18 protein-coding genes are annotated in these 24,106 nt (G+C 71.7%); 10 read left to right on the forward strand and 8 right to left on the reverse strand.

Annotation, left to right across the window (positions count from 1 at the left end; translation table 11 throughout):
* Window positions 1-16 precede the first annotated feature (16 nt).
* The 3 genes from ACQEXA_RS28020 to ACQEXA_RS28030 form a co-directional block, all read right to left on the reverse strand.
* Window positions 17-1,159 carry a hypothetical protein gene (locus tag ACQEXA_RS28020; RefSeq protein ID WP_432930327.1) on the reverse strand — a complete coding sequence of 381 codons (1,143 nt, stop codon included), beginning with the start codon at window positions 1,157-1,159 and terminating at the stop codon, window positions 17-19.
* A 94-nt stretch (window positions 1,160-1,253) separates the two neighbouring features.
* Window positions 1,254-2,357, reverse strand: coding sequence for a PP2C family protein-serine/threonine phosphatase (locus ACQEXA_RS28025; protein ID WP_432939351.1), 1,104 nt, complete (start codon window positions 2,355-2,357; stop codon window positions 1,254-1,256).
* Between the two features lie 455 nt (window positions 2,358-2,812).
* The gene (locus ACQEXA_RS28030; RefSeq protein ID WP_432930325.1) at window positions 2,813-3,247 is read right to left on the reverse strand and encodes a hypothetical protein; all 435 of its coding nucleotides are present in this window, start codon (window positions 3,245-3,247) and stop codon (window positions 2,813-2,815) included.
* A gap of 103 nt (window positions 3,248-3,350) precedes the next feature.
* Between ACQEXA_RS28030 and ACQEXA_RS28035 the strand changes: the two genes are divergently transcribed.
* Window positions 3,351-3,824, forward strand: a complete 474-nt coding sequence (locus ACQEXA_RS28035) for a hypothetical protein (RefSeq protein ID WP_432930324.1) — start codon at window positions 3,351-3,353, stop codon at window positions 3,822-3,824.
* 314 nt (window positions 3,825-4,138) lie between these two features.
* Window positions 4,139-5,038: a hypothetical protein gene (locus ACQEXA_RS28040; RefSeq protein ID WP_432930322.1), complete on the forward strand. Its 900-nt coding sequence runs from the start codon at window positions 4,139-4,141 to the stop codon at window positions 5,036-5,038.
* Here the strand turns inward: ACQEXA_RS28040 and ACQEXA_RS28045 are convergent.
* Window positions 4,953-6,293 (reverse strand): PLP-dependent aminotransferase family protein, encoded by a 1,341-nt coding sequence (locus ACQEXA_RS28045; protein ID WP_432930320.1) that lies wholly within the window; start codon window positions 6,291-6,293, stop codon window positions 4,953-4,955. The genes ACQEXA_RS28040 and ACQEXA_RS28045 overlap by 86 nt on opposite strands.
* Before the next feature lie 79 nt (window positions 6,294-6,372).
* Between ACQEXA_RS28045 and ACQEXA_RS28050 the strand changes: the two genes are divergently transcribed.
* From ACQEXA_RS28050 to ACQEXA_RS28065, 4 genes are all read left to right on the forward strand, one after another.
* Window positions 6,373-7,152, forward strand: a complete 780-nt coding sequence (locus ACQEXA_RS28050; protein ID WP_432930318.1) for an alpha/beta fold hydrolase — start codon at window positions 6,373-6,375, stop codon at window positions 7,150-7,152.
* A 106-nt stretch (window positions 7,153-7,258) separates the two neighbouring features.
* The gene (locus tag ACQEXA_RS28055; protein WP_361828469.1) at window positions 7,259-7,681 is read left to right on the forward strand and encodes a DUF7144 family membrane protein; all 423 of its coding nucleotides are present in this window, start codon (window positions 7,259-7,261) and stop codon (window positions 7,679-7,681) included.
* A 118-nt stretch (window positions 7,682-7,799) separates the two neighbouring features.
* Entirely contained in the window at window positions 7,800-8,810 is a 1,011-nt protein-coding gene (locus ACQEXA_RS28060) for an endonuclease/exonuclease/phosphatase family protein (RefSeq protein WP_432930316.1), read from the forward strand.
* 789 nt (window positions 8,811-9,599) lie between these two features.
* Window positions 9,600-10,481: a replication-relaxation family protein gene (locus tag ACQEXA_RS28065; protein ID WP_432930314.1), complete on the forward strand. Its 882-nt coding sequence runs from the start codon at window positions 9,600-9,602 to the stop codon at window positions 10,479-10,481.
* A gap of 258 nt (window positions 10,482-10,739) precedes the next feature.
* Here ACQEXA_RS28065 and ACQEXA_RS28070 read toward each other — a convergent pair whose 3' ends face one another.
* Window positions 10,740-10,985 (reverse strand): GntR family transcriptional regulator, encoded by a 246-nt coding sequence (locus ACQEXA_RS28070; protein ID WP_359402916.1) that lies wholly within the window; start codon window positions 10,983-10,985, stop codon window positions 10,740-10,742.
* 627 nt (window positions 10,986-11,612) lie between these two features.
* Here ACQEXA_RS28070 and ACQEXA_RS28075 point away from each other — a divergent pair.
* Window positions 11,613-11,786, forward strand: coding sequence for a hypothetical protein (locus ACQEXA_RS28075; RefSeq protein WP_433131425.1), 174 nt, complete (start codon window positions 11,613-11,615; stop codon window positions 11,784-11,786).
* A 243-nt stretch (window positions 11,787-12,029) separates the two neighbouring features.
* On the opposite strand, the gene ACQEXA_RS28080 is transcribed toward ACQEXA_RS28075, so the two are convergent.
* Entirely contained in the window at window positions 12,030-14,099 is a 2,070-nt protein-coding gene (locus tag ACQEXA_RS28080; protein WP_432930311.1) for a PhoX family protein, read from the reverse strand.
* 324 nt (window positions 14,100-14,423) lie between these two features.
* On the opposite strand from ACQEXA_RS28080, the gene ACQEXA_RS28085 reads away from it, so the two are divergent.
* Both ACQEXA_RS28085 and metG read left to right on the forward strand, forming a co-directional pair.
* Window positions 14,424-16,313 carry a VWA domain-containing protein gene (locus ACQEXA_RS28085; RefSeq protein WP_432930309.1) on the forward strand — a complete coding sequence of 630 codons (1,890 nt, stop codon included), beginning with the start codon at window positions 14,424-14,426 and terminating at the stop codon, window positions 16,311-16,313.
* 167 nt (window positions 16,314-16,480) lie between these two features.
* Window positions 16,481-18,196, forward strand: a complete 1,716-nt coding sequence (gene metG / locus ACQEXA_RS28090; protein WP_432930307.1) for a methionine--tRNA ligase — start codon at window positions 16,481-16,483, stop codon at window positions 18,194-18,196.
* A 233-nt stretch (window positions 18,197-18,429) separates the two neighbouring features.
* Here metG and aspS read toward each other — a convergent pair whose 3' ends face one another.
* On the reverse strand, window positions 18,430-20,193 hold the full coding sequence (aspS, locus tag ACQEXA_RS28095) for an aspartate--tRNA ligase (protein ID WP_432930305.1): 1,764 nt from the start codon (window positions 20,191-20,193) through the stop codon (window positions 18,430-18,432).
* A gap of 284 nt (window positions 20,194-20,477) precedes the next feature.
* Between aspS and ACQEXA_RS28100 the strand changes: the two genes are divergently transcribed.
* Window positions 20,478-22,646 carry a SpoIIE family protein phosphatase gene (locus ACQEXA_RS28100; protein ID WP_432930303.1) on the forward strand — a complete coding sequence of 723 codons (2,169 nt, stop codon included), beginning with the start codon at window positions 20,478-20,480 and terminating at the stop codon, window positions 22,644-22,646.
* A 293-nt stretch (window positions 22,647-22,939) separates the two neighbouring features.
* Here the strand turns inward: ACQEXA_RS28100 and ACQEXA_RS28105 are convergent, their stop codons facing one another.
* Window positions 22,940-24,028 carry an AI-2E family transporter gene (locus ACQEXA_RS28105; protein ID WP_432930302.1) on the reverse strand — a complete coding sequence of 363 codons (1,089 nt, stop codon included), beginning with the start codon at window positions 24,026-24,028 and terminating at the stop codon, window positions 22,940-22,942.
* Window positions 24,029-24,106 lie beyond the last annotated feature (78 nt).

The raw sequence follows: 24,106 nt of genomic DNA on the forward strand, positions 1-24,106 counted from the left end.
GCCCGGCCCCGCACCCTCACGGCTGGCTCTGAAGCTGACGCTGAAGGTGGCGAAGGTGTTCGCGGACGTGGTCGAGGGCGCCTGCGCGCCGTCCCGGCACCCGTTCGCGCAACGCGGCCAGGGCCGGTCCCAGCTCGCGGGCCCGGCCCGCGTCCCGCATGCGGCCCCACTGGTGGTGGGCGCGGTCCACGGCGGCCTCCACCGCCGGATCCCCGGGGCTCCGGCCGGCCGACAGCCGGGCGGTGGCGACCGCCAGCCAGGTCTCGCAGCTACGGCCTGCGTCGCCCGCGAGCATCGCGAGGTCCGCGCGGACCTCCATCCAGTGCAGCGCCTCCTCCGAACCCGGTCCGTGTTCCCGCAGGGCGGCCTGCTCCCACTGCGCGGCGAGGGCGTCCGCCTGCGCGTGCCGGCCGTCCTGGACGGCGGCGGTGAGCGCGGCGTGCGGGTCCGGGGGCGCCGGGGCGGCGGCCGGGGGCGGTACGGGAGTGAAGGGTGGAGGCGTGAGCCACATCCGGTGGTGCGTGGGCTGCCCGGGCGTCAGGACGACGTCCCCCGCTGCACCCGCTTCCGTGTGCGCCCGGGTCAGCGCCTGCTCGTGCAGGGCCGCCGGATCGGGGCGGTGGCCGCTGCGCAGCAGGGTCGCCAGGGCCTTCATGTACGCCGGGGACGCTGGCGCCCGGCGTCCCGGCGGCGGGGCCACGCGGCCGTAGAGGGAGACGGCGGGGCCGCAGTCGAGGGGCCCTGTGGGCAGGTGCCGCCACATCTCCGGGTCCGCGTGCAGGTCCGCGAAGACCGCTGTCGTCCCCGGCGGGCGCAGCCGCAGTTCCTCGCGGATCCAGTGCCAGGGGAAACCGGTGTAGCGGACCGTGGCCGGGGTGGTGCGCGCCAGCGCGAAGTGGGGCAGGCGCTGGCGGCGGTCGAGCTGGAGCTGCCCGGTGAGGAACACCGTCAGCGGGCCGGTGGCGGCCGCCGCGGCCCGCAGCCGGGTGAGGACGGCCTGCGGCTCGACGGGGTCGGCGAGTTCGACCACGTTCGCCGTGTCCGTGCCCGACAGCACCGGTGGGGCGACGGCCGCGAGCACCGGAAGCACGGAGGCCGCGTCCACCAGACACCCTTTGCCCGCCGGTGACGCCGCGATCAGCAGCGCGGTTCCGGGCATGGTTCCCTCCCCCGATCGATCAGCCACGTCAGCACCGTAACCGCTGCGCCTGCAAAGGTGCGACGGAGGAGATCCAACACCCCGGTGCTCGGGCTCAGTCGGCGCCGACCGGACGCCGCCGCACCGCGAAGATCGTCGTGTCGTCGTCCAGGTGCCCGCCGCTGTGGCGCAGCGTGCCGTCCCTGACGAAGTTCACCAGCCGCCCGGGGTCGGCGACACGCGGGTCCTCGGCGACTGCGCGGGCCACCTGGTCCCGCAGCGGGAAGAACTCCCCTTCGGCGTCACGCGCCTCGCTCACCCCGTCGGTGACCAGCAGCAATGTCTCGTCGTCCGCGAGCGGCACGCGCTGCGCCACCGGCGGTCCCGCGCCCAGCTCGGCGAGGCCGAGCGGCAGCTGCTGACCCGGCGGCAGCGACCGTACGCCGCCGAGGGCGACGACCAGTGGCGGTTCGTGCCCGAAGTTGACGATGTCCACGTAGTGGGAGTTGGTCGGCGGGAAGCCGACCAGCAGGGCCGTGGCGAAACGCTCGGTGTCGTCGTGCCGCCCGATCACGATGCGATAGCGCACATGCCGCTGCATCCGGGTCTCCAGCCGCTCGGCGACCGTGGTGAGCAGGGGATCGTGGTACGCCGCCTCGCGGAACGTGCCGAGCAGGGCGGACGCCGCCTCGACCGCGCCCAGTCCCTTGCCCTGGACGTCGCCGAGCAGGACCCGGGTGCCCTGCGGGCCGGGCTGGATGTCGTAGAAGTCGCCGCCGACCCGGGCGACGCTGTCCGCGGCGAGGTAGATCGCGGCGTGGTCGAGACCGCCCCAGGCGGCCGGCAGCGGGCGCAGCACCGCCCGTCGGGTGGTGTCGGCGACGTCCTGCATGTGCAGCATGAGCCGTTCCCCGCGCAGCCTGACCACGCAGGCCAGCACCGCGAGCGCGCTGCCCATGACGACCAGGATGAAATCGGGCAGCCCGGTCCGGTACTGGTGGGGCCAGGCGTGGTCCTCGAGCTCGTAGGTGATGACGGCCAGCACGGCGACGACGGCCGTGCCCCGCAGCCCGCAGATCGCTGCCGCGATACCGGGGACCAGGACGACCCAGGAGATGGTGCGGAAATCGCCGCTCGTCGCCCAGTCGATCCCGGCGATGGCGATGAGCAGCACGAGCGGCGGCACCCAGGCGACACTGCGCCCGCGCACGCGCAGCAGCGACTGCCTGGGGGTCCGGGCACCGGAGACGCCGGGGTGAAGGAGCTGGTCGCGCTCGGGCCCGGCGGGCTGGCCGCGCTCGGGTCGCGCGAGTCCACCGCCCAGGGGTCCGGCGGGCTCGGCCCGGACGGCGGGGCCGGATCCCTTCACCTCCGGGCCGGCGGACCCGTCTCTGACGGAAGGGGGAGCCGCACTCTTGGCGGGACCGTAACGACCGGCCGGCGCGGATCTGTCCCGGACGGGGCCCGCCGGCGGGGACTCCTCGGCGACCGAGGGGCCCGTGGGCGAGGCGCCGAGGGCGGTGTGCCCGTGGTCGGGGCCGGTACGGGGGATACCGGGCCGTGAGATGCCGCGCCACCACCGGCGGACGGCTCCGCCGTCCTCCTCCCGGCCCTGCCGGGTCCGGTTCTGGGGTGATGGCCTGGTGGGCACCGGCGCCGCCGCCCGTCTCCCGGTCAGTGCCCGGCCGGCATGCGGACGCGCACGTGCATGCCCTGGTCCCGTTCGTCGGGAGACGCCACGGTGTGGCCCTCGGCCCTGATCCGGCCTGAGCCGTCGGCCGGGGCGACCTCGGCGGCCGGGGAGTTGCGCGTCCGGCCGAGGGCGGCGACCGTGCGGTGGCGCTCCGGCGCCCCCCGGTGCGCGCACGCCTCGGGGAATCCGGCCTGGTCGCACAGCTCCTGCCTGCGCGCCGTCGGGCGGCCCGCACCCGTCCGGACCTCACACGCGCCGTGCCGGAGCGAGCGGTTGACGGCATGGAAGTGCGCACTCGGGTCCGAGGCGTCGGCCACTGTGGCGGTCACCGCGGGCAAGGGCGCCTGCCCGGACCGGCTGACGGCTGTGACCCGGGTGCCCACCAGCCCTGTCGCCCCGAACAGCACGATCCTCATGAGCCCCAGCGAAACACGGCCCCGTGGGCCGCGCATCCCGACTTGCCAGCCGTCCTGGCCAGGTGTGCGCTGGAATGCGGGGCGAGGAGAGAGGAGCGTTCCCATGGCTGTTGGACCCATACCGGCTACCGGGCGCATACCCGCCACCAGGCCCGAGGGGCCGGTGACGGCCCCTCGTCCGCCCGATGTCCTCGACAGGCGTGCGCACGGGATCGCGCGGATCCTGGGGCCCGTCGCGGTCGGACTCATCTACGGCTACTGGGCCGCTGCGATCAGACGCGACGGGGGCCCGATCACCGGATGGAACGTGCTGTTCGGCTTCGTGTCCGTGATCGTGTTCGCGGCGCTGTGCATCGGCGTTCTGACGGTGGCGCCCCATCTGCGGCGCGAGGCACGGGCGCTGCTGTGGGCGGTGTTCTCGGGCGTCGCGTTCGGCTTCCTGTACAGCCAGACCGATCACACCGTGCTGCGCAGCATCGGGATCTCGCTGGCGGTCGCCGTGGCGGCGTTCGTGTTCGACTACTACCGGTACTACACGCACGAGGAACAGGTGAGAGAGCCCTGGCCGGCCGTCTGACCGCCGGCCGGCTCCCGTTCCGGCGCACGAGGCCCCGGCCGTCGGCACACGCCGACACCGGGGCCTCATGCGTCTCCCTCACTCACCCGTCACCCGGGATGTGCTCCCGGGAGCCGGTCGAGGAGCCCGAGTCGTCTCTCCCCACCACCACCAGATAACACCCCTTCGGGTGAACCCTCCACCGGAGGGCGCGATCACAAGATCGCGGACCCGACCCACTCGGAGCGCCCTGCATTCACCCATCGGATTGTCATATCCACCCATTTGCAGGCAAGCCGCTCGCCGATCGCCGAAGGACACGCTTCTCTGGTGACGTGTCCCGACATGCCCGGAGCGTGCTCTCCGCCGTCCTGGTCGGCCTCGCGTGCCTGCTCGTGCCGCTGGGCGTACTTGCCACGTGGGCGAAGTACGGCATCGAGGACGGCGTCCGCTACGCCGCCACCACCGCGCCGCTCGCCTCGGACGCCCAGGTGCAGGACGCCATCGCCGCCGCCGTCACCGAAGGCATCATGCGCGAGGTCCACGTCGGCCCGCCCCTTCAGGGTTCGGTCCACTCCTTCGTCCATGACGCGGTCCGCTCGTTCACCTCCACCGAGGCCTTCCGCACCGCCTGGGACACCGCGAACCTCACCGCCCACGACGCCGTGATGCGCGCCCTGCGCGACGACGGCGACATGCCAGTCACCATCGACCTCGCACCCGCCACCGAGCGCATGAAGCGGCAACTCGCCGACCAGCACGTGCCGTTCGCGGGCCGCATCCCGGTCGCACACACGGAGATCACCCTGCTGCAGTCGAAGGACCTGACGAACCTCCGGAAGGGGTTCCACGTGCTCGAGATCACCGGTTTCTGGCTGCCCGTCGCGGCGGTCGTCTCCGCGGTGGCCGGCATCCTGGTCTCGGTGTGCCGCCGCCGCGCCGTGCTGGCGACCGGGCTCGGCACGGCACTGGGTGCGGCACTGCTCGCCATCGCGATCGCGGTGGGCCGCCGGATGACGCTGAGGGACCTTCCCGCGGATGTCTCCCACCCGGCGGCGGGCGCGGTCTACGACGCGCTCACCGAGACTCTGCGCATGGCCGCCTGGGTGCTGATGGCGCTCGGTCTCACGGTCGCGCTGGCCGCCTGGCTCACAGGCCTGTACGCGCGACGCCGGCGAGCGTCCGAAGCGCCCCCGCAAGCAGCGACGGAGGAACCGACGCAAGTCCGAGCCTGACGCAGTCCGCGGCCTCGCCCTCCGACCCGCTCCGGCCGACCGCGAAGGCGGGTCCCGGTGTCACCGCTATCCCGCGCTGCGCCGCGGCGGCCGTGAAGACATCGGCGCGCCACGGCCGCGGCAGTTCCCACCAGGCGAAGTACGCACGCGGATCGGCCCGTACGGCGAAGCCGTCGAGGTGCTCGGCGACCAGCCGCTGACGCGCCCGGGCGTCTTCGCGCTTGGCGGCCACCAGCCGCGCCACGGTTCCGTTCCCGATCCACCACACCGCCGCCTCCAGCGCGAACCGCCCGGCCGTCCACCCGCCCGAGCGCAGCGCCCCGGCCGCCTTCTCGCCGTGGCCTTCGGGCACCACCAGGAACCCGGCGGTGAGGCCGGGCGCGACGCGCTTGGACAGCCCGTCGACGACGTACGTGCGTTCGGGCGCGTATGCCGCGAGCGGCTCGCCGCCCTCGTCCCCGCACAGGAAGGACCAGATGCGGTCCTCGACGACCGGAAGGCCCGCCTCGCGCAGGACGCCGGCGAGCAGTCCCCTCCGCTCCCGTCCCGCCGTGACCGACGTCGGATTGTGCAGGGTCGGTTGCACGTACACCGCGGACAGGGGCAGCGAGCGGTGCGCGGCCGCGAGCGCGTCCGGGCGCAGGCCCTCCTCGTCGGTGGCGATCGGCACCAGAACGATGCCGAGGCGCGCCGCGATCTCCTTGACCAGCGGATACGTCAGCCGTTCCACACCGACCCGGCCACCGGGCGGTACCAGGGCGGCGAGGGCGCCCGCGACGGCCTGCCGCGCGTTGCCGGCGAACAGCAGCCGGTCCGGGTCCGGACGCCAGCTCGCGGTGGCGAGGAGGCCCGCGGCGGCCTCGCGCGCCTCGGGTGTTCCGGCGGCGGCCGCCGTGCGGGTGGCCTCGGCGAGGACGTCCGGCCGCAGCAGCGGTGCGAGCCCGGCCGACAGCAGCTCCGACTGGCCGGGCGCGGAAGGGTAGTTGAGCTCCAGGTTGACGGGTGCCGTGGTCGCCGGCTCGGCGAGCGCGCGGCCCGTCGGCACCGGCGAGGCCCGTACGAAGGTGCCCCGGCCGACCTCGCCGACCACGAGGCCGCGCCGTACGAGTTCGCCGTACACCCGCCCCGCCGTCGACGGGGCCAACCCGTGCCGGCGTGCGAACGCCCGTTGCGGAGGCAGACGTTGACCGGGTCGCAGCCGTCCCGCGGCGATGTCCGCGGCGATCCGGTCGGCTATGCGCCGGTAGTCCTGCACGATTCCGCTCCCCCTTCGATTGCACCGAGAGCAAAGACCTTATTGCACCGAGAAGTTGGCGGCCCCTAGGGTCGGAGCCATGGCACCCTTCCTCGCATACGAGGACAAAGGCGCCGGTACCGACCGGATGCCGCTCGTCCTCGTCCACGGCCACCCCTTCGACCGCACGATGTGGGCACCGCAGCTTGCGGAGTTCCCCCGTACGCGCCGCGTCATCGTGCCGGATCTGCGGGGCTACGGCGCCTCCCCGGTCGTCCCCGGTGTGACCCCGTTGCCGGTGTTCGCCGACGACCTCGCGGACCTCCTCGACGCACTGGGCGTCGACCGCTTCGTGCTCGCCGGACTGTCCATGGGCGGCCAGATCGCCATGGAGTGCTGGTCGCGGTTCCCGGAGCGGATCGCCGGTCTCGTGTTCGCGGACACCTACCCGGCGGCGGAGACCGAGGAAGGCAGGCGGGCCCGGTCCGACATGGCCGACCGGCTGCTGCGCGAGGGCATGCGCGGGTACGCCGACGAGGTGCTGTACCGGATGGTCGCGCCGTCCGCGGACCCGGAGGCGGTGGCGCACGTCCACCGCATGATGACGTCGACGCCCCCCGAGGGCGCGGCCGCGGCCCTGCGCGGCAGGGCGCTGCGCCCCGACTACCGTCCCCTGCTCCCCACGGTCACGGTCCCGGCCCTGGTGGTGGTCGGCGAGGAGGACACCTACACGCCCGTCCCGGACGCACGCGCCCTGCACGCGGCCCTCCCCGACGCGACGCTCCGGGTGGTCGCCGGCGCTGCGCACCTGCCCAACCTGGAACGGCCGGCCGAGTTCAACCAGGCCCTGGAGGAGTTCCTGAAGCGCGTGGACACCTGACGCACCGGGGCGCCGGCCGTCACCCGTTCGGCCCCGTTCCCCCTGCGCGGCTCCTCCGCCCGGGCGAACCTGCGGATGAACGTCCCGTCCCCGAGGAGGCGACCCCATGGTCCAGCACACCACACGCACCGCGCCGCCCCCGAAGCGTACGGCGTGGGCGACCGGCGGCACGGCGTTCGCCGGGGTCCTGATGATGGTCGGAGGAGTGGTGGGCGTGCTGAACGGCATCGCGGGCATCGCCACCAACAACGTCTACGTCCGCGTCGGCAACTACGTCTACCAGTTCAGCCTCACCACCTGGGGCTGGATCCACCTGGTCGTCGGGGCCCTACTCATGATCACGGGCTGGGGAGTGCTCCAGGGCATGGAATGGGCGCGCTGGACGGGCGTGGGCCTGGCCGCCCTCTACATGATCCTTTACTTCATGTTCCTGCCGTACGCCCCGGTCTGGTCGTTCATCGCCATCGCGATCGGCGGGTTCGTGATCTGGTCCCTGGTGACGGGAGACCGCGCCGAGCCGGCACCGTAGCCCGTTCGGGGCCGCAGCCGCCCCCCTTCGGCGGCGTACCGGCGACCCTCTCCACGCCACCCCCGTCTTCGAGGGAGGATTCGGGCACCGGGGTCCACCGAGGGGAAGGCGGCGGTACGTGGAGACTGCGACCGCGAGGCGGATCGGGCAGACCGAGGTCCCGCACCGGTCCCGAGGACGGGGCGCGGGATTCTGGGCGGCCGGACTGCTCCTCGCCGGAGTGAGCGTCGTGGTCGGCTGCCGGGCCGCCGACACCGACGCGGTCACGCCCGTACCGCAACTGCTCGCCTTTCTGCCCTGGCTGCTCGCCCCCACCGCCCTGGCCCTCCTGCTCGCGCTGCTCGCCCGCTGGCGCACCGGCATGCTCTGGGCCGTCCTCGTCCTCGCCGCGCTCGCCTGGTACAGCGAGCCGTACGGCAGGGCGGACGAGTCCTCCGGCACCCCGCTCGCCGAACTGCGGGTGCTGACCTCCAACGTCGAGTTCGGCCGCGGCACCGACTCCCTCGCGCCCGCCATCCGCCGCGAGCGCCCCGACCTCGTGTTCGTCGAGGAGTGCGAGTACCGCTGCTCCGCCACCCTGCAGCACGCCTTCGGCGGCCCGGCCGGCCCCTACCCCTACCGGCAGGCCGTGGAGGGCGCCGGTTCGGACGGGTCGCTCATCCTCAGCCGGTTCCCGCTGAAGGCCGCGCCCGGCGTGCCCGGCACCATGGGCATGCCCGGAGCCGTCGCCGACGTGCACGGCCGCGCTGTACGCGTCCAGCTCGCCCACCCCATGCCCCCGCTCCCCGGCCAGGTCTCCCTCTGGCGCCACGAACTGGGAAAGCTGCGCGCCTACGCGGCGGCCGGCGGCGACACACCCACCATCGTGGCCGGAGACTTCAACGCCTCCCAGGACCACGCCGCCTTCCGCCGCATCCTCGGCACAGGCCTGCACGACGGAGCCCGTCTCGCCGACGACGCGCGCATCCCCTCCTGGCCCGCCAGGACCGCCCCGCCGTTCGGCGCCCAGATCGACCATGTCCTCCTCTCGCGGGACTTCTCCGTGAACTCGGCCCGCTTCCTGGACATCGCCGACACCGACCACCGGGCGCTGATCGTGGACATCACCCTCCGCCGGCGCACGGCCTAGTGTCCTGAGTTCGTGATTCGTCCCTGATGGGGTCATGGGGTGTCCGAAGCCGAAGTGGGCCGAGTTGTTGTTGTCGGGTAACGAGCGGCAGGTACTACAGCGGTGGGAAACCCTCCTCGATGCCGCAGGCCCTCGCGCCGCGGTCGCGGATCGTGTAGGCGTGCGCCGCAGTTGATCCGGGCGGCCTGTCCCCGTCGGCGAGCTCGGTGGCCCTGGGTGAGCATGGCGACAGTCTCCAAGTAGCGGGCCCGCTTCCTTAGCGAGGTCCTCGCGGAACCTGCAGGACAGTTGCCGGGGAGAGGATTCGGTGAGGCCGTTCTTCCGAAGGGCAGGCCCAAGCCGGACGCAGCCGAGACGGCACCGACGGCTTTCGTGCGCTCGTCGGGCCGCGCCGGTGCCGTCCGGTGCGAAGCGCGGAGGCCACGCCGACGCGCAACACGACATGCGGCCGCCCCAACCCTCGCGGCTCCCCTGCCACACATGCCGCCCCCACCCACACAACAGACAGACAGACAGGCAAGGGGAGAGGGAAGAGGGTTGTCGGGCTCCCGACCATGGCCCGACAGACATGGTGATCTGCGGCTTCGCAACCCAGGCGCTGCACGGTGCGGGCGGCACTCGGCGAGGTTGTCGGGCGGGATGTCAGCCCGGTCGGGTGCGCTGTTGTCGCATTGTGACCGTGGTCGGGGCTTCCGGGTCGGTGGTCTGGTCGGGGCTGACTGCTGCTCTATCCGGTACGCGCGGCGCCAGGCAGGACGGCGTCGCACCGTAGAGGAGGTAGAGCAGCCGATGATGACGAACGTGGATGTGGGCAGTGGTGACCGGTTGGCGCTGGCGGTGCTGACGCAGTACCGGATGGCCACCACTGAGCAGATGCACCGGATACTCGCCCCCGAGGTGCGCATCGAGCAGACCCGGCGGCGGCTGGCCAAGCTGTGTGCCGAGGGGCTGGTCGACCGCATCACGCTGCCGCGAGCCGGACGGCTGAGAGTGTGGTTCTCCACCCAGTACGGCGTGCAGGTCGCCTCCGAGTGGCCGGAGCTGCGAGGGCGGCGGCCGCCGAAGACGGTGTCCGATCGAACCGCCGCGCGGTTGCGGCTCGCACACGCGCTCGTGGTGACCGAGACCGGGCTCTCCTTTGTCCAGGACGCCCGCCGCCACGACGAGGTGTGCCGACCGCTGGACTGGATGCCCGAGGTCTACCACCCGCTCGGAAGCGGCGAGGCCGTCATCCCCGACGCACTGTTGTTCTACCGGCGCGGCAGTGAAGGCGGCGACGGTGCAATGCTGCGGGCATTCGTGGAGGTGGACCGGGCGACCATGGGCCCGGAGCGCCTGGCTGCGAAGCTCGCTGCCTACGCCCGCCTCCACCGCTACACGCCCGCGCCCCTCGGACGGCGCCAGCCTGCGGAGCCGCTGCAGGAGGAATGGCGGCGGCACTACCCGCTCTTCCCACGGCTGCTGTTCGTCCTGGACGGCACCGGCCCCGCTGGTGTCGAGACCCGCATCAGGGCCCTGCGCGCGGCCGCCGCGAAATGGGCGGTGTCTGCCTTCCTCCGCGAGGTCCCCGCCCTGGCGGCACCACTAACCGATCTCCTCCAACACGGCCCGTCAGCGCCCGTATGGCGCCCCGTCCAGGACCCCGACCAGAGAGCCGGCTGGATGCAGTAGCCAGCCCACGCAGCGGCTGCGCACACCCGACCATGGGCCCGACCACAGCAGGTCACGGCGTTGCGCACCCAAAGTACGCAGGGGGCAGGCATTGCGCAGCCACCGCCCCGTCCTGCGCAGTCGCCGCCACGGGATTGCGCAGGACGGACGCAAGCCAGAAGCAGTGAGGCAGGTATGAACAGCCGAAACCCCTTGCGAAGTTGAGGCTCGAGTTACCACCGATGCTCGTGCTGTCAGGGTTTCGCAAATCTGATGTGGTCAGCTGCCGCCGGTCGGCAGCGAGTCAGCGACGAAGGTGCCCAACCCGACTTCCCCGCGCGTGTACCCCTGCTCCCGCACGTGCCGCATGGCCTTGGCCGCTGTGGCATTGACTACACCGAACTCTTGTGCGATTTCCAGCGTGCTGGGTACTCGACTGCCGGGCGGATAAGTGCCACTTTCAATGCGTCGGATGATCTCCGCCGCAATCTGCCTCCACAGCGGGCGCGTGCGATCAAGTTCCATGATCCGAGCGTGGGTGACCGCAGGTTTCCATGCATCCGTAGATAACTGCGGACAACCACGAGTACTGTTGGCCAAGGAAAGAAAGCGCCCCCAGGACGGCCGGGCAAGGGCCGCTTCCCAGGGGCTAACGGAACATAGGAGGTTCCGCTACGCGCACTCTATTTGCGCTGCGCCTCGCATTGGTCATGCCCGCCCGAAAGCACCGGCGCGAACCGATTCGGGAGACTCGGCAGCTGGAATCCGTACCCATCCGCTGCCGCAGGCTCCATGAGTCAGCCCAGCTGGTGGGCGAAGAGGCTGCGGTTATCTGGCCGTACGTGATCGCATGGGAGCGGGAGCAAGAACGGCGTCGACAGCGCGGGAGGCGACGGGCGGCCTTACTGGCGAGGATGGGCCAGACCTACGCCAGGGGTGCTGCATGATCGAGCCGACTCGCTACCCGCAAGCGCCGGTTGAGCTACCCCTAGACGATTGGCTGTACGAAGCGCGTCCCATCGCCGGTTGCGCAACGTGCGAAGAAGCGTCCATCGCGCTGGCCGCCGCCAAGCGAGCCGGAAAAGCGTGGGCAAGATTCGACGCAGCGCGGACGATTCGCAGGCATCCGCACGGCCGAACCACCGCAACCTCATGAACAGGCCGACCGACCTTTCCTCGCTGGAAACCGTCGCTGCGCTGTTGGTCCTCGTGCGGGCCGTCCTGGACAGCGAGACCGAGCCCACGGCCGATGAGTTAGCTGTGTTCCTGCGGCCGGTCACTGACGCGCTGGAGGACGTGCTCTCGGTGGCCACGCGCCGCGCCTAGCTCACGTCCACGGATGTGGTGTGCGGCTGAGGGCGAGTGGCCGGCCCAGGTCTGCTTCCACACCTGTGGCGGGAGCGCGGTGAAAGCCACCAGAGCACAGCGAGTGGCCTCCAGTGGTCGGCGGCAACAGGGAATCGCTGGTGGAGCTGTCGCTGCCCTAGGGCATCCCGTCACTCGCGGCAAAGGGGGCGGTGCCAGCCGGGCGCCGCCCCCTCGTCCCCCGTCAGGGGTCCGACCCGAGGGTCAGACCCCTACGTCACGGCCGTCCGCGCGCCACACCGCCACGACGGCGGGGCGGACGATCTTCCCCGGCCCGTCGGGCCAGGTGCTGGCCGGCTTCTCGACGCTCGCACCGTCGATCTCGCCCGGGTGCTGCACGGCCACGATCACGCGCCGGTTCTGAACGATCGGGCCGCAGGTCTCGGCGCCGTTCGGCACGGTCAGGAACTGCTTGAGCTCACCGCGCCGCTCACCGCGCACGGCGACGCCGAAGAGCCCGTCGTGGGAGCCGAGCTGGTTGCCGTCGGTGGAGATCCACAGGTTGCCGTGCGGGTCGAAGGCCACGTTGTCCGGGCAGGAGATCGGGCTGACCCGGTCCTTCGGGAAGCCGGCGAAGTACGTGGAGGAGTCGGCGGGGTCACCCGCGACGAGGAAGACCGACCAGGCGAACACGGTGCTCTCGGGCCGGTTGCGGCCCTCGGTCAGCTCCAGGATGTGCCCGTGCTTGTTGCCGTTGCGCGGGTTGGCCTCGTCGGCGGCCGGCGATCCGGTCTTGCCTCGGTTGGTGTTATTGGTGAGGACGACGTACACCTTGCCGGTGTGCGGGGACGGCTGGATGTCCTCGGGCCGGTCCATCTTGGTCGCACCGGCCTTGTCCCCGGCGAGCCGGGTGAACACGAAGACCTCGTCAGCGCTCATGCCCTCGACGTGGGACACGGCGCCGTCGGCGGTGGCGGTGGCGAGCGGGATCCAGGTGCCGGAACCGTCGAACTCCCCGTCGCCCGGGAGCTTGCCGCTGCCGTCGATGTCGGCGGCCGGGGAGTCGCCGGTCAGCTTGGCGACGTAGAGCGTCCCCTCGTCGAGGAGCGTGAGGTTGTGCTCACGCGCGGACCGGGAGTTCCCGTGCCGCATCCGCTTGCTGCTGACGAACTTGTAGAAGTAGTCGAACCGCTCGTCGTCACCGGAGTAGACGACGGGCCGCCCGTCCTCGGTCAGCCGCACGGTCGCGGCCTCGTGCTTGAAGCGGCCGAGCGCGGTGCGCTTGCGGGGCGTGGACGTCGGGTCGTACGGGTCGAACTCGACGACGTACCCGAAGCGGTTGACCTCGTTGGGCTCCTGGGCCAAATCGAAGCGCTTGTCGAACCGCTCCCACTTGCGCTCGGTGGCGGAGGTGCCGATGCCGTACCGCTTGTCCGTGGCGCTGGACCCGTTGGCGAAGTACTGGTTGAAGTTCTCCTCGCCGTGCAGGGTGGTGCCCCACGGGGTGGTGCCGCCGGAGCAGTTGTTGAGCGTGCCGAGGACCGTGCGGCCGGTCGGGTCGGCGGAGGTCTTCAGGAGGTCCGATCCGGCGGCGGGGCCGGTGAGACGGAACTCGCTGGTGGCGGTGACACGGCGGTTGAGGTGGTGGCGGGGCACCGCGGTGAGGCGGCCCGTCTTCTTGTCCTCCTCGACGACCACGGCGGCGAGCCCGTGGGCGGCCCAGGCCACCTCCACCTGCTGCCGGGTGGGGTTCGCCGGGTCGTACCCGCGGAACATGATCACTTCGTCGGTGTACTCGTGGTTCGCCACGAGGAGCTGACGGTCGCACTCGCCCGGGAGGGGCAGAAGGGCGAGGAAGTCGTTGTTGTACCCGAACTGGCCGGCCTGGGCGGCGGCGGTCTGGTTCTCCGGGTCGAAGGCGGGGGCACCACGGAGGATCGGGTCGCCCCAGTGGATGACCACGTTCTGCCGGTAGCCCTCCGGCACGACCACGGCGTCGGTGGTGTTGGGGGCGACGGACGCGAACCGCAGACCGCGGGCCCCGCCGGCGGTGCTCGCGGCGTTGCCCCGGGCGTCGGTGGCGGCCGAGGCCTGCGGGGCCTTGGCGACGGCTGCCGTTCCCGCGCCGGCGGCGACCGTGACGACGGCGGCGGCGCGCAGGGCGGAACGGCGGCTGAGGGCTCCGGCGATGACGTCGCCGACGTACTCGTTGGTGGTGGTGTTGGGCACCTCGTGGAAACAGGCGTCACCACACCGGAAACGGCAGGTCAGGGCGGACCGGCCGCCGGGGTGCGAGCCGGACGGCGTTCCGATCAGCGGCAGCGGTTTGCGCACTTTACTCTCCCCATGCGATCTCTTGGTGTGGGCGTGACCTTAGGGGGGTGGATGTGCGAGATTCAGGCGGACTGATGAACGATGGGTGAATCAGTGGGAGCCGTACGGGGGTTGGAGCAGCGGTCGGCAAGGCGCGGTCCGCGCGGGGGGGCACGGCGGTCAGACCGCCTGGCCGGACGGCAGGCGATGGCGGGATCGCGCCGTTGACACCGGGCGCTTCCGATGGCCGGACCCTGCCCAAGATCGCCACCTGTGACCGCTAACCTTACGTGTCCGTCCTGGCCAGGGATTGACGGGCATCAACTCATGCGAAGGGTTGCGCACATGGGCATTCTCACTCTCCTGCGGAACGCGTTCGGCCGCTCACGCAAGGGTCGCTCCGCCGAGGAGGAGCCCTCGCGGGAGACGGCGACGCCCACGGAACCGGCGGTTTCGGCACCGGCGACACAGCCGGAACCGTCCGCCACGGAGACCACCGCGCCGGCCGCGACACCCGGGATCCCGGCCCAGCAGTCGTCGGACTGGGTGGACGAACACGAACTGGTCTCGGCCGCGTTCGACAACGTGACGGTCCCGAGGCAGGCGACTCCGACGGAGGAGCCGGAGGCTTCGGCGCTGGCGGAGGCTACGGCGCCGGCGGAGGGTTCCGCGCTACAGGAGGCTTCCGCGCCTGCGGAGGCGTCGGTGCAGCCCGAGGCGAAGACGCTGGTGCAGGCGGAGGCGGAGACGCTGGTGCAGGCGGAGGCTGAGGCGACGGCGGAGACGTCGGCCGAGGCAGAGGCGCCCGCTGAGGCGGAGGCCGAGCCTACGGCGACGCCCGACGCGGAGACTGACGCTGCGGCGATGACCGAGGTCGAGGCCGAGGAGCCAGTTCAGGCCGAGGCGGAAGCGGAGACGCCCGCCGAGGTAGAGACGGAGACGTCGGCCGAGGGAGAGACCGAGGAGCCGGTTCAGGCCGAGACGCCGGCCGAGGCAGAGGCGGAGCCCACGGCGACGCCCGACGCGGAGGCTGAGGTTGCCCAAGCCGAGGCCGCCGAGGCCGAGGCTGAAGTTGCGGCGGAGCCGGAGGCCGAGGCCGCCGAGGTGACGGAAGGACCGGAGGCCGAGACGGCGCCGGAGCCTGCCGCGGAAGTCGCACCGGAGCCGGAACCGGCCGAAGAGGTCGCGGCAGAGGCGCAGCCCGAGCCGGAGCCCGCCGCCGAAGCCACCCCCGAGGCCGAACCGGAGCCGGAGGCGGCCCCCGAACCGGAGCCGACGGCCGAGGTCACGGCAGAGCCGGAGCCCGAAGCCACCCCCGAGCGCGAGCCCGCCGCCGAAGCGACCCCCGAAGCCGAATCGGAGCCGGAGCCGGAGGCAGCCCCCGCTTCCGAGCCCGTGGCCGCCGACAGCGAGGCAGCCCAGAACGGGAACGACACCGCCGAGACGGCCGAACCGCAGGCCGAAGCGCCCGAACCCCAGGCCGAAGCAACCGAGCCCCAGGCTGAAGCACCCGAGGAGCAGGCCGAGACGCCCGAGCCGCAGGTCGAAGCGGCCGAGCCGCAGGCTGCCCTGCCCGCGCTGACCCTCGACGGGCTCACCTCCCTCGCCCCCGGCCTGGCCACCGCCTACAAGGCCGCGGCGACCTCCCTCGAGAAGTTCGACCTCACCGGCACCCGCGCCAAGGTCTACCTGGTGCTCGACCGCTCGGCCTCCATGCGCCCGTACTACAAGGACGGTTCCGCCCAGGCCCTCGGCGAGCAGGCCCTCGCCCTCGCCGCCCACCTGGACTCCGAGGCGACGGTGCACGTCGTCTTCTTCTCCACGGAACTGGACGGCACCGGCGAAATCACCCTCGCCGACCACGAGAACCGGATCGACGACCTCCACGCGGGCCTCGGCCGCATGGGCCGCACGAGCTACCACGCGGCCGTGGAAGCGGTGATCGCCCAGCACGAGAAGTCCTCGGACCCCGCTCTGCCGGGCCTGGTGATCTTCCAGACGGACGGCGCCCCGGACGCCAAGACCCCCGCCACCCAGTCCCTCACGAACGCCGCGAAGAGCCACCCCGGCCTCTTCTTCTCCTTCATCGCCTTCGGCGACCCGGAGAACAAGGCCTTCGACTACCTCCGCAAGCTCAAGACGGACAACACCGCCCACTTCCTGGCCGGCGAGACCCCCCGCGAGCTCACGGACACGGAGGTCTACGAGGGCGTACTGGCGGCCTGGCGCCCGTAAGGTACGCCCGACCGGCGCAACGGCATCCGGCCGCCCCTTCCCACGTCATAAAACGGGAAGCGGGCGGCCCGCCTGTTTCGGCTACGATTTCAAGGTTCGCAGACGACGCAGACGGCCCGAAAAGCCGACGCCCGTCACTCCACGCAACAATTTGGGAGCAGCCCGCGATGGCTCGACACCTCATCACCAGCGCCCTTCCGTACATCAACGGGATCAAGCACCTGGGCAACATGGTGGGGTCCATGCTCCCGGCGGACGTGTACTCCCGGTATCTGCGCCAGCGCGGCCACGACGTGCTCTACATCTGCGCCACGGACGAGCACGGCACCCCCGCCGAGCTGGCGGCGAAGGAGCTGGGCCTGCCGGTCGACGAGTTCTGCGCCCAGGCCCATGACGCGCAGAAGGCCGTGTACGACGGCTTCAACCTGGCCTTCGACTACTTCGGCCGCAGCTCTTCCACGCAGAACCGGGACATCACCCAGGAGATCGCCCGCGAGCTGAAGGCGAACGGGTTCATCGAGGAGCGAGCCATCCGCCAGGTGTACTCGAACACCGACGGCCGCTTCCTGCCCGACCGGTACATCATCGGCACCTGCCCGCACTGCGGCTACGACAAGGCCCGCGGCGACCAGTGCGAGAACTGCACGCGTGTCCTCGACCCCACGGACCTGATCGACCCGCGGTCGGCGATCAGCGGCAGCAGCGACCTGGAGGTCCGCGAGACCAAGCACCTCTTCCTCCTCCAGTCCGCACTGGCCGGAGAGGTCGAGGCGTGGGTCGACGAGCGCGCCGACAACTGGCCGATCCTGGCCTCCTCGATCGCCCGCAAGTGGCTCACCGAGGGCCTGCACGACCGTGCGATCACCCGTGACCTGGACTGGGGCGTGCCGGTACCGGCCGACACCTGGCCGGACCTGGCCCTCGAGGGCAAGGTCTTCTACGTGTGGTTCGACGCCCCGATCGAGTACATCGGCGCCACAAAGGAGTGGGCGGACCAGGACCCGGAGAACCGGGACTGGCGCTCGTGGTGGTGGGAGTCGGACGCGGACGTCCACTACACGCAGTTCATGGGCAAGGACAATGTGCCCTTCCACAGCGTGATGTTCCCGGCGACCCTGCTGGGCACCCGCTCGCCGTGGAAGAAGGTCGACGTCATCAAGGCCTTCAACTGGCTCAACTACTACGGCGGCAAGTTCTCCACCTCGCAGAAGCGCGGCGTCTTCACCCATGACGCGCTGGAGATCCTGCCCGCCGACTACTGGCGCTACTTCATGATGGCGAACGCGCCGGAGTCCGACGACTCCTCCTTCACCTGGGAGCACTTCACGGCCACGGTGAACAAGGACCTGGCGGACACGCTCGGCAACTTCGTCAACCGGGTGCTGTCCTTCTCCCGCAAGCGCTTCGGCGACGCGGTCCCGGAGGGCGGTGAGCCGGGCGAGGCCGAGGCGAAGCTCGGCGAGGAGATCGGGCGCCTCCTCGCGGAGTACGAGGAGCACATGGAGGCCATCCAGTTCCGCAAGGCGGCGGCCTCGCTGCGCGCCCTGTGGTCGGCCGGCAACTCCTACCTGGAGGAGAAGGCCCCCTGGCTGGAGATCAAGACGAACAAGGAGGGCGCGGCCCTCACCCTGCGCACGGCGATGAACCTGATCCACCTGTACGCGGTGATCTCGGAGCCGTTCATCCCGACGTCGTCCGCGGCCATGCGCGGCGCCTTCGACCTGAAGGACGACACGGCGATCTGGGTCACGCAGGAGGAGGCCAAGTCCCTCGCCACCGTCGCCCCCGGCACGCCCTTCACCGTCCCGCCGGTCCTCTTCGCCAAGCTCACGGAAGAGGACCTGGAGAACTACAAGGAGCGCTTCGGCGGCGAGACGGCGTAAGCACGTCGGCCGCTCCGCGGGGCCCCGGGAACGATGCGTTCCCGGGGCCCCGCGGCATTTCCGAGATCCCCGGTGAACAAAGCGGTCGTTCGCCGCGCAGGTGAAGATCGCGACCGGTCGGGGCGGGTACGAGGCCCTGTCCTGACGCCGTGTCCGCGGGGGATGCCCGCGGGAAAGACGGACGGGCCCGGAACCCCTTCTCGGGGGTTCCGGGCCCGCTCTCGTGTCGCGCCTTACTTCGGCTGCGGCTTGCGGATGGAGAGGTGCAGCTCGCGCAGCCGCGGCTCGTCCAGCTCCGTCGGCGCGCCCATCATCAGGTCCTGGGCGTTGCCGTTGAGCGGGAAGGAGATCGTCTCGCGGATGTTCGGCTCGTCGGCCAGCAGCATCACGATGCGGTCGACGCCGGGGGCGATGCCGCCGTGCGGCGGGGCGCCGAAGCGGAAGGCACGGAGCATGCCCGCGAACTTCTCCTCGACGGTCTCCCGGTCGTAGCCCGCGATCTCGAAGGCCTTGAGCATGATGTCCGGCTCGTGGTTCCGGATCGCGCCGGAGGACAGCTCGACGCCGTTGCAGACGATGTCGTACTGCCAGCCCAGGATGTCCAGCGGGTCCTGCGTCTGAAGCGCCTCGAGGCCGCCCTGCGGCATCGAGAACGGGTTGTGCGAGAAGTCGATCGCGCCGGTCTCCTCGTCCTTCTCGTACATCGGGAAGTCGACGATCCAGCAGAAGCGGAAGACGCCGTCCTCGAAGTGGCTGGCACGCTTGGCGGCTTCCACCCGCACCGCGCCCATGATCTTCGAGACCTCGTCGAAGTCGCCGGCGCCGAAGAACACCGCGTGGCCGGAGGCCAGGGACAGCCGCTTCGTCAGCTCGGCGACGTTCCCCTCGGTCAGGAACTTCGCGATCGGGCCGGTCAGCGAGCCGTCCTCGGCGACGCGCACCCAGGCCAGGCCCTTGGCGCCCAGCGAGACCGCGAACTCACCGAGCTGGTCGAAGAACTTCCGCGGCTGCGCGGAGACGTCCGGCACCGGCAGCGCGCGCACGTGCCGGCCCGCAAAAGCCTTGAACTCGGAGCCCTCGAAGACATCGGTGATGTCCACCAGCTCCAGCTTGGCGCGCAGGTCCGGCTTGTCGGAGCCGTACTTCAGCATCGCCTCGCGGAACGGGATCCGGGGGAAGGGCGAGGTGACGTGACGCCCGCCGCCGAACTCCTCGAAGAGCTCCGTCATGAGCTTCTCGATCGGCTGGAAGACGTCCTCCTGCTCGACGAAGCTCATCTCGACGTCGAGCTGGTAGAACTCGCCCGGCGAGCGGTCCGCGCGGGCGTCCTCGTCACGGAAGCAGGGCGCGATCTGGAAGTAGCGGTCGAAGCCGGAGATCATCAGCAGCTGCTTGAACTGCTGCGGGGCCTGCGGCAGCGCATAGAACCGACCCGGGTGCACACGCGAGGGGACCACGTAGTCGCGGGCGCCCTCGGGGGAGGTAGCGCTGAGGATCGGCGTCGCCATCTCGTTGAAGCCCATCGCCGACATCTTCTGGCGCATGGCGGAGATGACCGCGGTGCGCAGCATGATGTTGCGGTGCATGCGCTCGCGGCGCAGGTCCAGGAAGCGGTACTCCAGGCGCCGCTCCTCGTTCACACCGTCCTCGGTGTTGATCGTGAAGGGCAGCGGGGCGGCCTCGCCCAGCACCTCCACCTCGCCGACCTCGATCTCGATCTCGCCGGTCGGCAGGTCCGGGTTCACGTTCTCCGCGCCGCGGGAGACGACCTTGCCGTCGGCGCGGACGACCGTCTCCTTGGAGAGCTTGTCGAGCGCCTCGTACGCGGGCGTGCCGGGGCGGGCGACGAGCTGCGTGATGCCGTAGTGGTCGCGCAGATCGATGAAGAGGATGCCGCCCAGGTCGCGCCGATTGTGCAGCCAGCCGCTCAGCCGGACGTCGCTGCCGACGTCAGAAGCGCGGAGCTCGCCGCAGGTGTGGGACCTGTACCGATGCATCGTTCATCCAGTCTTCGCGGATCGGGGACTTTCCGGGGCCGCCGCCCCGGCGCCTCCGGGCGGGCACGGCCCGGGACCTTCCAAGGGTACCGGCCGCCTCAAGATCGCCTCCCCTTGATTACGGGCGCGCCCTGATCGGGGGCGCGGATGCGTCCGGACGCGCAGAACCACGTCGAACCAGTTTGAGGGCATGGAACCTGTCGGAGATCACCACGAATCATTTCAAGATCCCCTGTTCCCGCGTTCGGTGGCATCCGTCGATCCCCGCTTCTTACAGTGGGGCAATGCGTACTGGTGAGCCCCTGCCCGCCGTGGGGGATGTCCTGGCCGCTCTCGCGACCGGTCTATGGCGCTACGACGCCGCCGGGGGGCTCGTCACCCTGGACGCGGAGGCCGCGCGGCTGGTCGGGCTGCCCGCCGAGCCGGCGATCCTCACCGAGGCCGGTATCCGTGCCCGTTTCCACCCCGTCGACTGGAACGAGGTCGACGGAATCGTCCAGCTCGCGCTGGCCGAGGGCACCATCGCCGAGATGCGGATGCGCATCATGGACGCGCACGGACGCGTGGTGCGCACCGTCCGCAGCCGCTCGAAGCCCTCGATCGACCCGCACACAGGTGCGTACGAACTGGTGGGCACCCTCCAGGAGGTCACGGATCCCTCCCCGAGCGCCGTGCGTTCCCCCGTCACCGGCGACTGGCGCCGCTCGCGCGAGGCGTTCCTGCTGGACGCGGGACGCGCCCTGGCCGAGGCGCGGTCGACGGAGGAGGTGCTGCGGGTCGCGGCGGGGCTGGCCATGCCCGGTTTCTCCCCGGACGGGCTCGCCGTGTTCGGGGTCGAGGGCGACCGGCTGACCGTCGTCGGGCACCACGGGCACAAGCCGGGGGCCGAGGGCCCCTTCACACAGATGCTGCTGGACACGGACTACCCGGCCGCCGAGGTCGTCCGTACCGGCCGCGCCGTCTATCTGTCCTCACCCGAGGAGTACAAGGCCCGCTACCCCGTCTCCTGGCCGCTCGCCGCTCACTTCGGACGCCAGTCGTGGGCGTTCCTGCCGCTGACCGTGTCGGGGCGGACGATGGGCGCCTGGATGGCGGCGTTCAAGCACCCGGTCACCTTCACGCCCGACGAGCGCGCTGTGCTCACCACGGTCGCCCGCATGCTCGCCCAGGCACTGTTCCGCGCGGGCGCCGCCGAGACGGAGCGGGAGCTCACGGACGGGCTGCAGCGTTCGATGCTGCCCACGCTGGGCCCCCGGATACCCGGCATGACGGTGGCCGCGCGCTATGTGCCGACCGGCGGCGGGCTCCAGGTGGGCGGCGACTGGTACGACCTGATCCAGTTGCCCGGGGGCACCTCCGGGACGAACTCCTCAGGAGGCCGGTTCGCGCTGACCATCGGCGACGTCCAGGGCCACGACGTACGCGCCGCGGGCCTCATGGGCCAGCTGCGGATAGCGCTGCGCGCCTATGCCGCCGAGGGCCATCGTCCGGACGCCGTCCTCTCCCGCGCCTCGCGCTTCCTGCACGGGATGACCCACGGCGAGGACGGCGCCGACCTGCGCTTCGCGACCTGCCTGTACGTCGAGGTGGACCCCGCGACGGGCACGCTGGAGTTCGCCCGCGCCGGCCATCCCGACCCGGCGATCCGCATGGCCGACGGGACCGTGCTGATGCGGCCGACGGCGGGCGGACTGCCGCTCGGCATCGACCCGGACGCGGACTACCCGACCACCCGGCTCGTCCTGGAACCCGGCGAGACCCTGCTGCTCTGCACGGACGGGCTGATCGAGACCGGCGGGCACGACCTGGACACCGGCTGGCGGAGGATCCGGCGGATCCTCGAGGAGCACCAAGGCGACATGGAGGGGCTGGCCGACGCGCTGGTCCAGGCCGTGCACGGGCCCTCCTCCCACCACGCCACCGGGCCGCTGACCGACCGGCGCGAGGACGACATAGCCGTGGTGTTGCTGTGCCGGGTGGCCCCGGGGTGCGGCTGCGAACCGGCCACAGAGATACGGCAGCCCGTGCGCCGCATGATGCTGACGATCGCGCAGGCAGAACCGGAGCGGATCGCGAGCGCCCGGCACCAGCTGCGCGAACTGCTGCACGACTGGTCATCCGAGGACCAGGTGGACTCGGCGGTGCTCCTGGTCTCCGAGGTGCTGACGAACGTCCTCGTGCACACCGACACGGACGCGCTCCTCGTCGCCGAGGTCTTCCAGGACGGGGACGGCCTGAACGGCGGCAGCGGACGCCGGGTCCGCGTCGAGGTCACGGACGCCAGCGACGACCTTCCCCACAAACGCCGCCCCGGCGAGCTCGCCTCCTCAGGCCGCGGCCTGGTCCTGGTCGGACTGCTCGCCGACGCCTGGGGGGTGGATCCCCGGGGCGAAGGCAAGAGCATCTGGTTCGAACTGCACGAGGAGCCGACGAAGGACGCCGCCAAGGTCTAGGCGGCGGCTACGGGGGCGCGGATGCGGTGACGTGAATGCGGTGACGGGCGGGGTGCGCTGACGAAGGTTTGGCGCGGGGCTGGGCTTGGGCGCGGCGACCCGGCGGTCGGCCCCTGGCCCAGCGGCCCGGCGAGTCGGCCCTGGCCCAGCGACCCAACGGGCGCGGCGACCCGGCCGTCGGCTCAGCAGCTCGGCGGTCGGCGCCCGGCCCCGGCCGCCGCTCCCCGGGGCACGCAGGTCTCGGCAGGCGTCGAGGCCCCGGACCATCGCCGCCGCCAAGCACCCCGTTCGCGTCAAGTCGCCGGCGGCCGTTCCTCTCCACCCTCTGGTTCCGGCGGCACGACGGCCGTCTCCTCGTGCCCGTACCGCGTCCGCAGCTCGTGTGCCACGCCGAAGGCCGCCGCCGTCAGCGGCACCGCGAGCAGCATCCCCAGGATCCCCGCGACCGAGGCCCCCGCGGTGATCGCCAGCAGTACCGCCGCAGGGTGCATCTGCACCGTCCGGCTCTGGATCGCCGGCTGGAGCACATGTCCCTCCAGCATCTGCACGGCGATGACCACGCCGAGCGCCCACAGTGCGATGACGAACCCGCGGTCGGCGAGGGCGACCAGGATCGCCACGGCGCCGGACAGAAAGGCGCCGAGATACGGGACGTACGCACCGACGAAGACGAGCGCGCCCAGCCCGATCGCGCCGGGCACTTGGAGGATCAGCAGCCCCACGGTGATGCAGAAGGCGTCGATGAGTGCGATGAGCGTGGTCCCGCGCATGAATCCCTCGACCGCCTCGTAGGCGCGCCGCGCCATCGCCTCGACGGTGTCCCCGGCGTCCCGCGGGGTCAGCGAGCGCAGCAGTCCGGCGGCCCGGTGGCCGTCGCGCAGGAAGAAGAAGACGAGCAGCAGGGCGAGGACGGCCATGGCGATGGCCTCGCCGACCACGCTGACCCCGCTGAGGACGTTGGAGGCGGCGGTCCCGCCGAACTTGGTCAGCAGTTCCTTGGAGTGGGAGGCCAGGTCGTCCAGCGAAGTCCCGGCGGCTCCGAAGTACTGCGCGACCGACTTCCCGGCCCGTTTGAGCGAGGCGACGATCTGGCCGCCGGTGTCGATGAGCGCGGTGACGACGATGTAGACCGCGCCGCCGACCACGGCCACCACGGCGACGCAGGTGATCACGGCGGCCAGGGACCGGTGCACGCCGACCCGCACGAGCTGCCGGTGCAGCGGCCCGAGGAGCGCGGTCCCGAGCAGCGCGAGCAGCACGGGCACGACAGCCGTACGGAACTCCCCGCACAGCCTGATCACGACCCAGCCGACCCCGGCGACCAGCAGAAGGACGGCGCACCAGGCGGCCAGCCGGCGTACGGGCTCGGGGAGAAGCTGCACCCCACCAGCCGACCACGCGCACGGGCGGGCTGTCCTGTGCGGACGGCCCGCCCGGGTGACGCGACGTCAGGGCCAGTG

It is taken from the genome of Streptomyces sp. CA-106110, assembly GCF_050936285.1.
GTDB lineage: Bacteria > Actinomycetota > Actinomycetes > Streptomycetales > Streptomycetaceae > Streptomyces.

Coding starts and splice junctions, on each gene's coding strand:
- ACQEXA_RS28020 (WP_432930327.1), bottom strand. CDS start 1,159: ATGCCCGGAACCGCGCTGCTGATCGCGGCGTCACCGGCGGGCAAAGGG.
- ACQEXA_RS28030 (WP_432930325.1), bottom strand. CDS start 3,247: ATGAGGATCGTGCTGTTCGGGGCGACAGGGCTGGTGGGCACCCGGGTC.
- ACQEXA_RS28035 (WP_432930324.1), top strand. CDS start 3,351: ATGGCTGTTGGACCCATACCGGCTACCGGGCGCATACCCGCCACCAGG.
- ACQEXA_RS28050 (WP_432930318.1), top strand. CDS start 6,373: ATGGCACCCTTCCTCGCATACGAGGACAAAGGCGCCGGTACCGACCGG.
- ACQEXA_RS28055 (WP_361828469.1), top strand. CDS start 7,259: ATGGTCCAGCACACCACACGCACCGCGCCGCCCCCGAAGCGTACGGCG.
- ACQEXA_RS28065 (WP_432930314.1), top strand. CDS start 9,600: ATGATGACGAACGTGGATGTGGGCAGTGGTGACCGGTTGGCGCTGGCG.
- ACQEXA_RS28070 (WP_359402916.1), bottom strand. CDS start 10,985: ATGGAACTTGATCGCACGCGCCCGCTGTGGAGGCAGATTGCGGCGGAG.
- ACQEXA_RS28075 (WP_433131425.1), top strand. CDS start 11,613: ATGAACAGGCCGACCGACCTTTCCTCGCTGGAAACCGTCGCTGCGCTG.
- ACQEXA_RS28085 (WP_432930309.1), top strand. CDS start 14,424: ATGGGCATTCTCACTCTCCTGCGGAACGCGTTCGGCCGCTCACGCAAG.
- metG (WP_432930307.1), top strand. CDS start 16,481: ATGGCTCGACACCTCATCACCAGCGCCCTTCCGTACATCAACGGGATC.
- aspS (WP_432930305.1), bottom strand. CDS start 20,193: ATGCATCGGTACAGGTCCCACACCTGCGGCGAGCTCCGCGCTTCTGAC.
- ACQEXA_RS28100 (WP_432930303.1), top strand. CDS start 20,478: ATGCGTACTGGTGAGCCCCTGCCCGCCGTGGGGGATGTCCTGGCCGCT.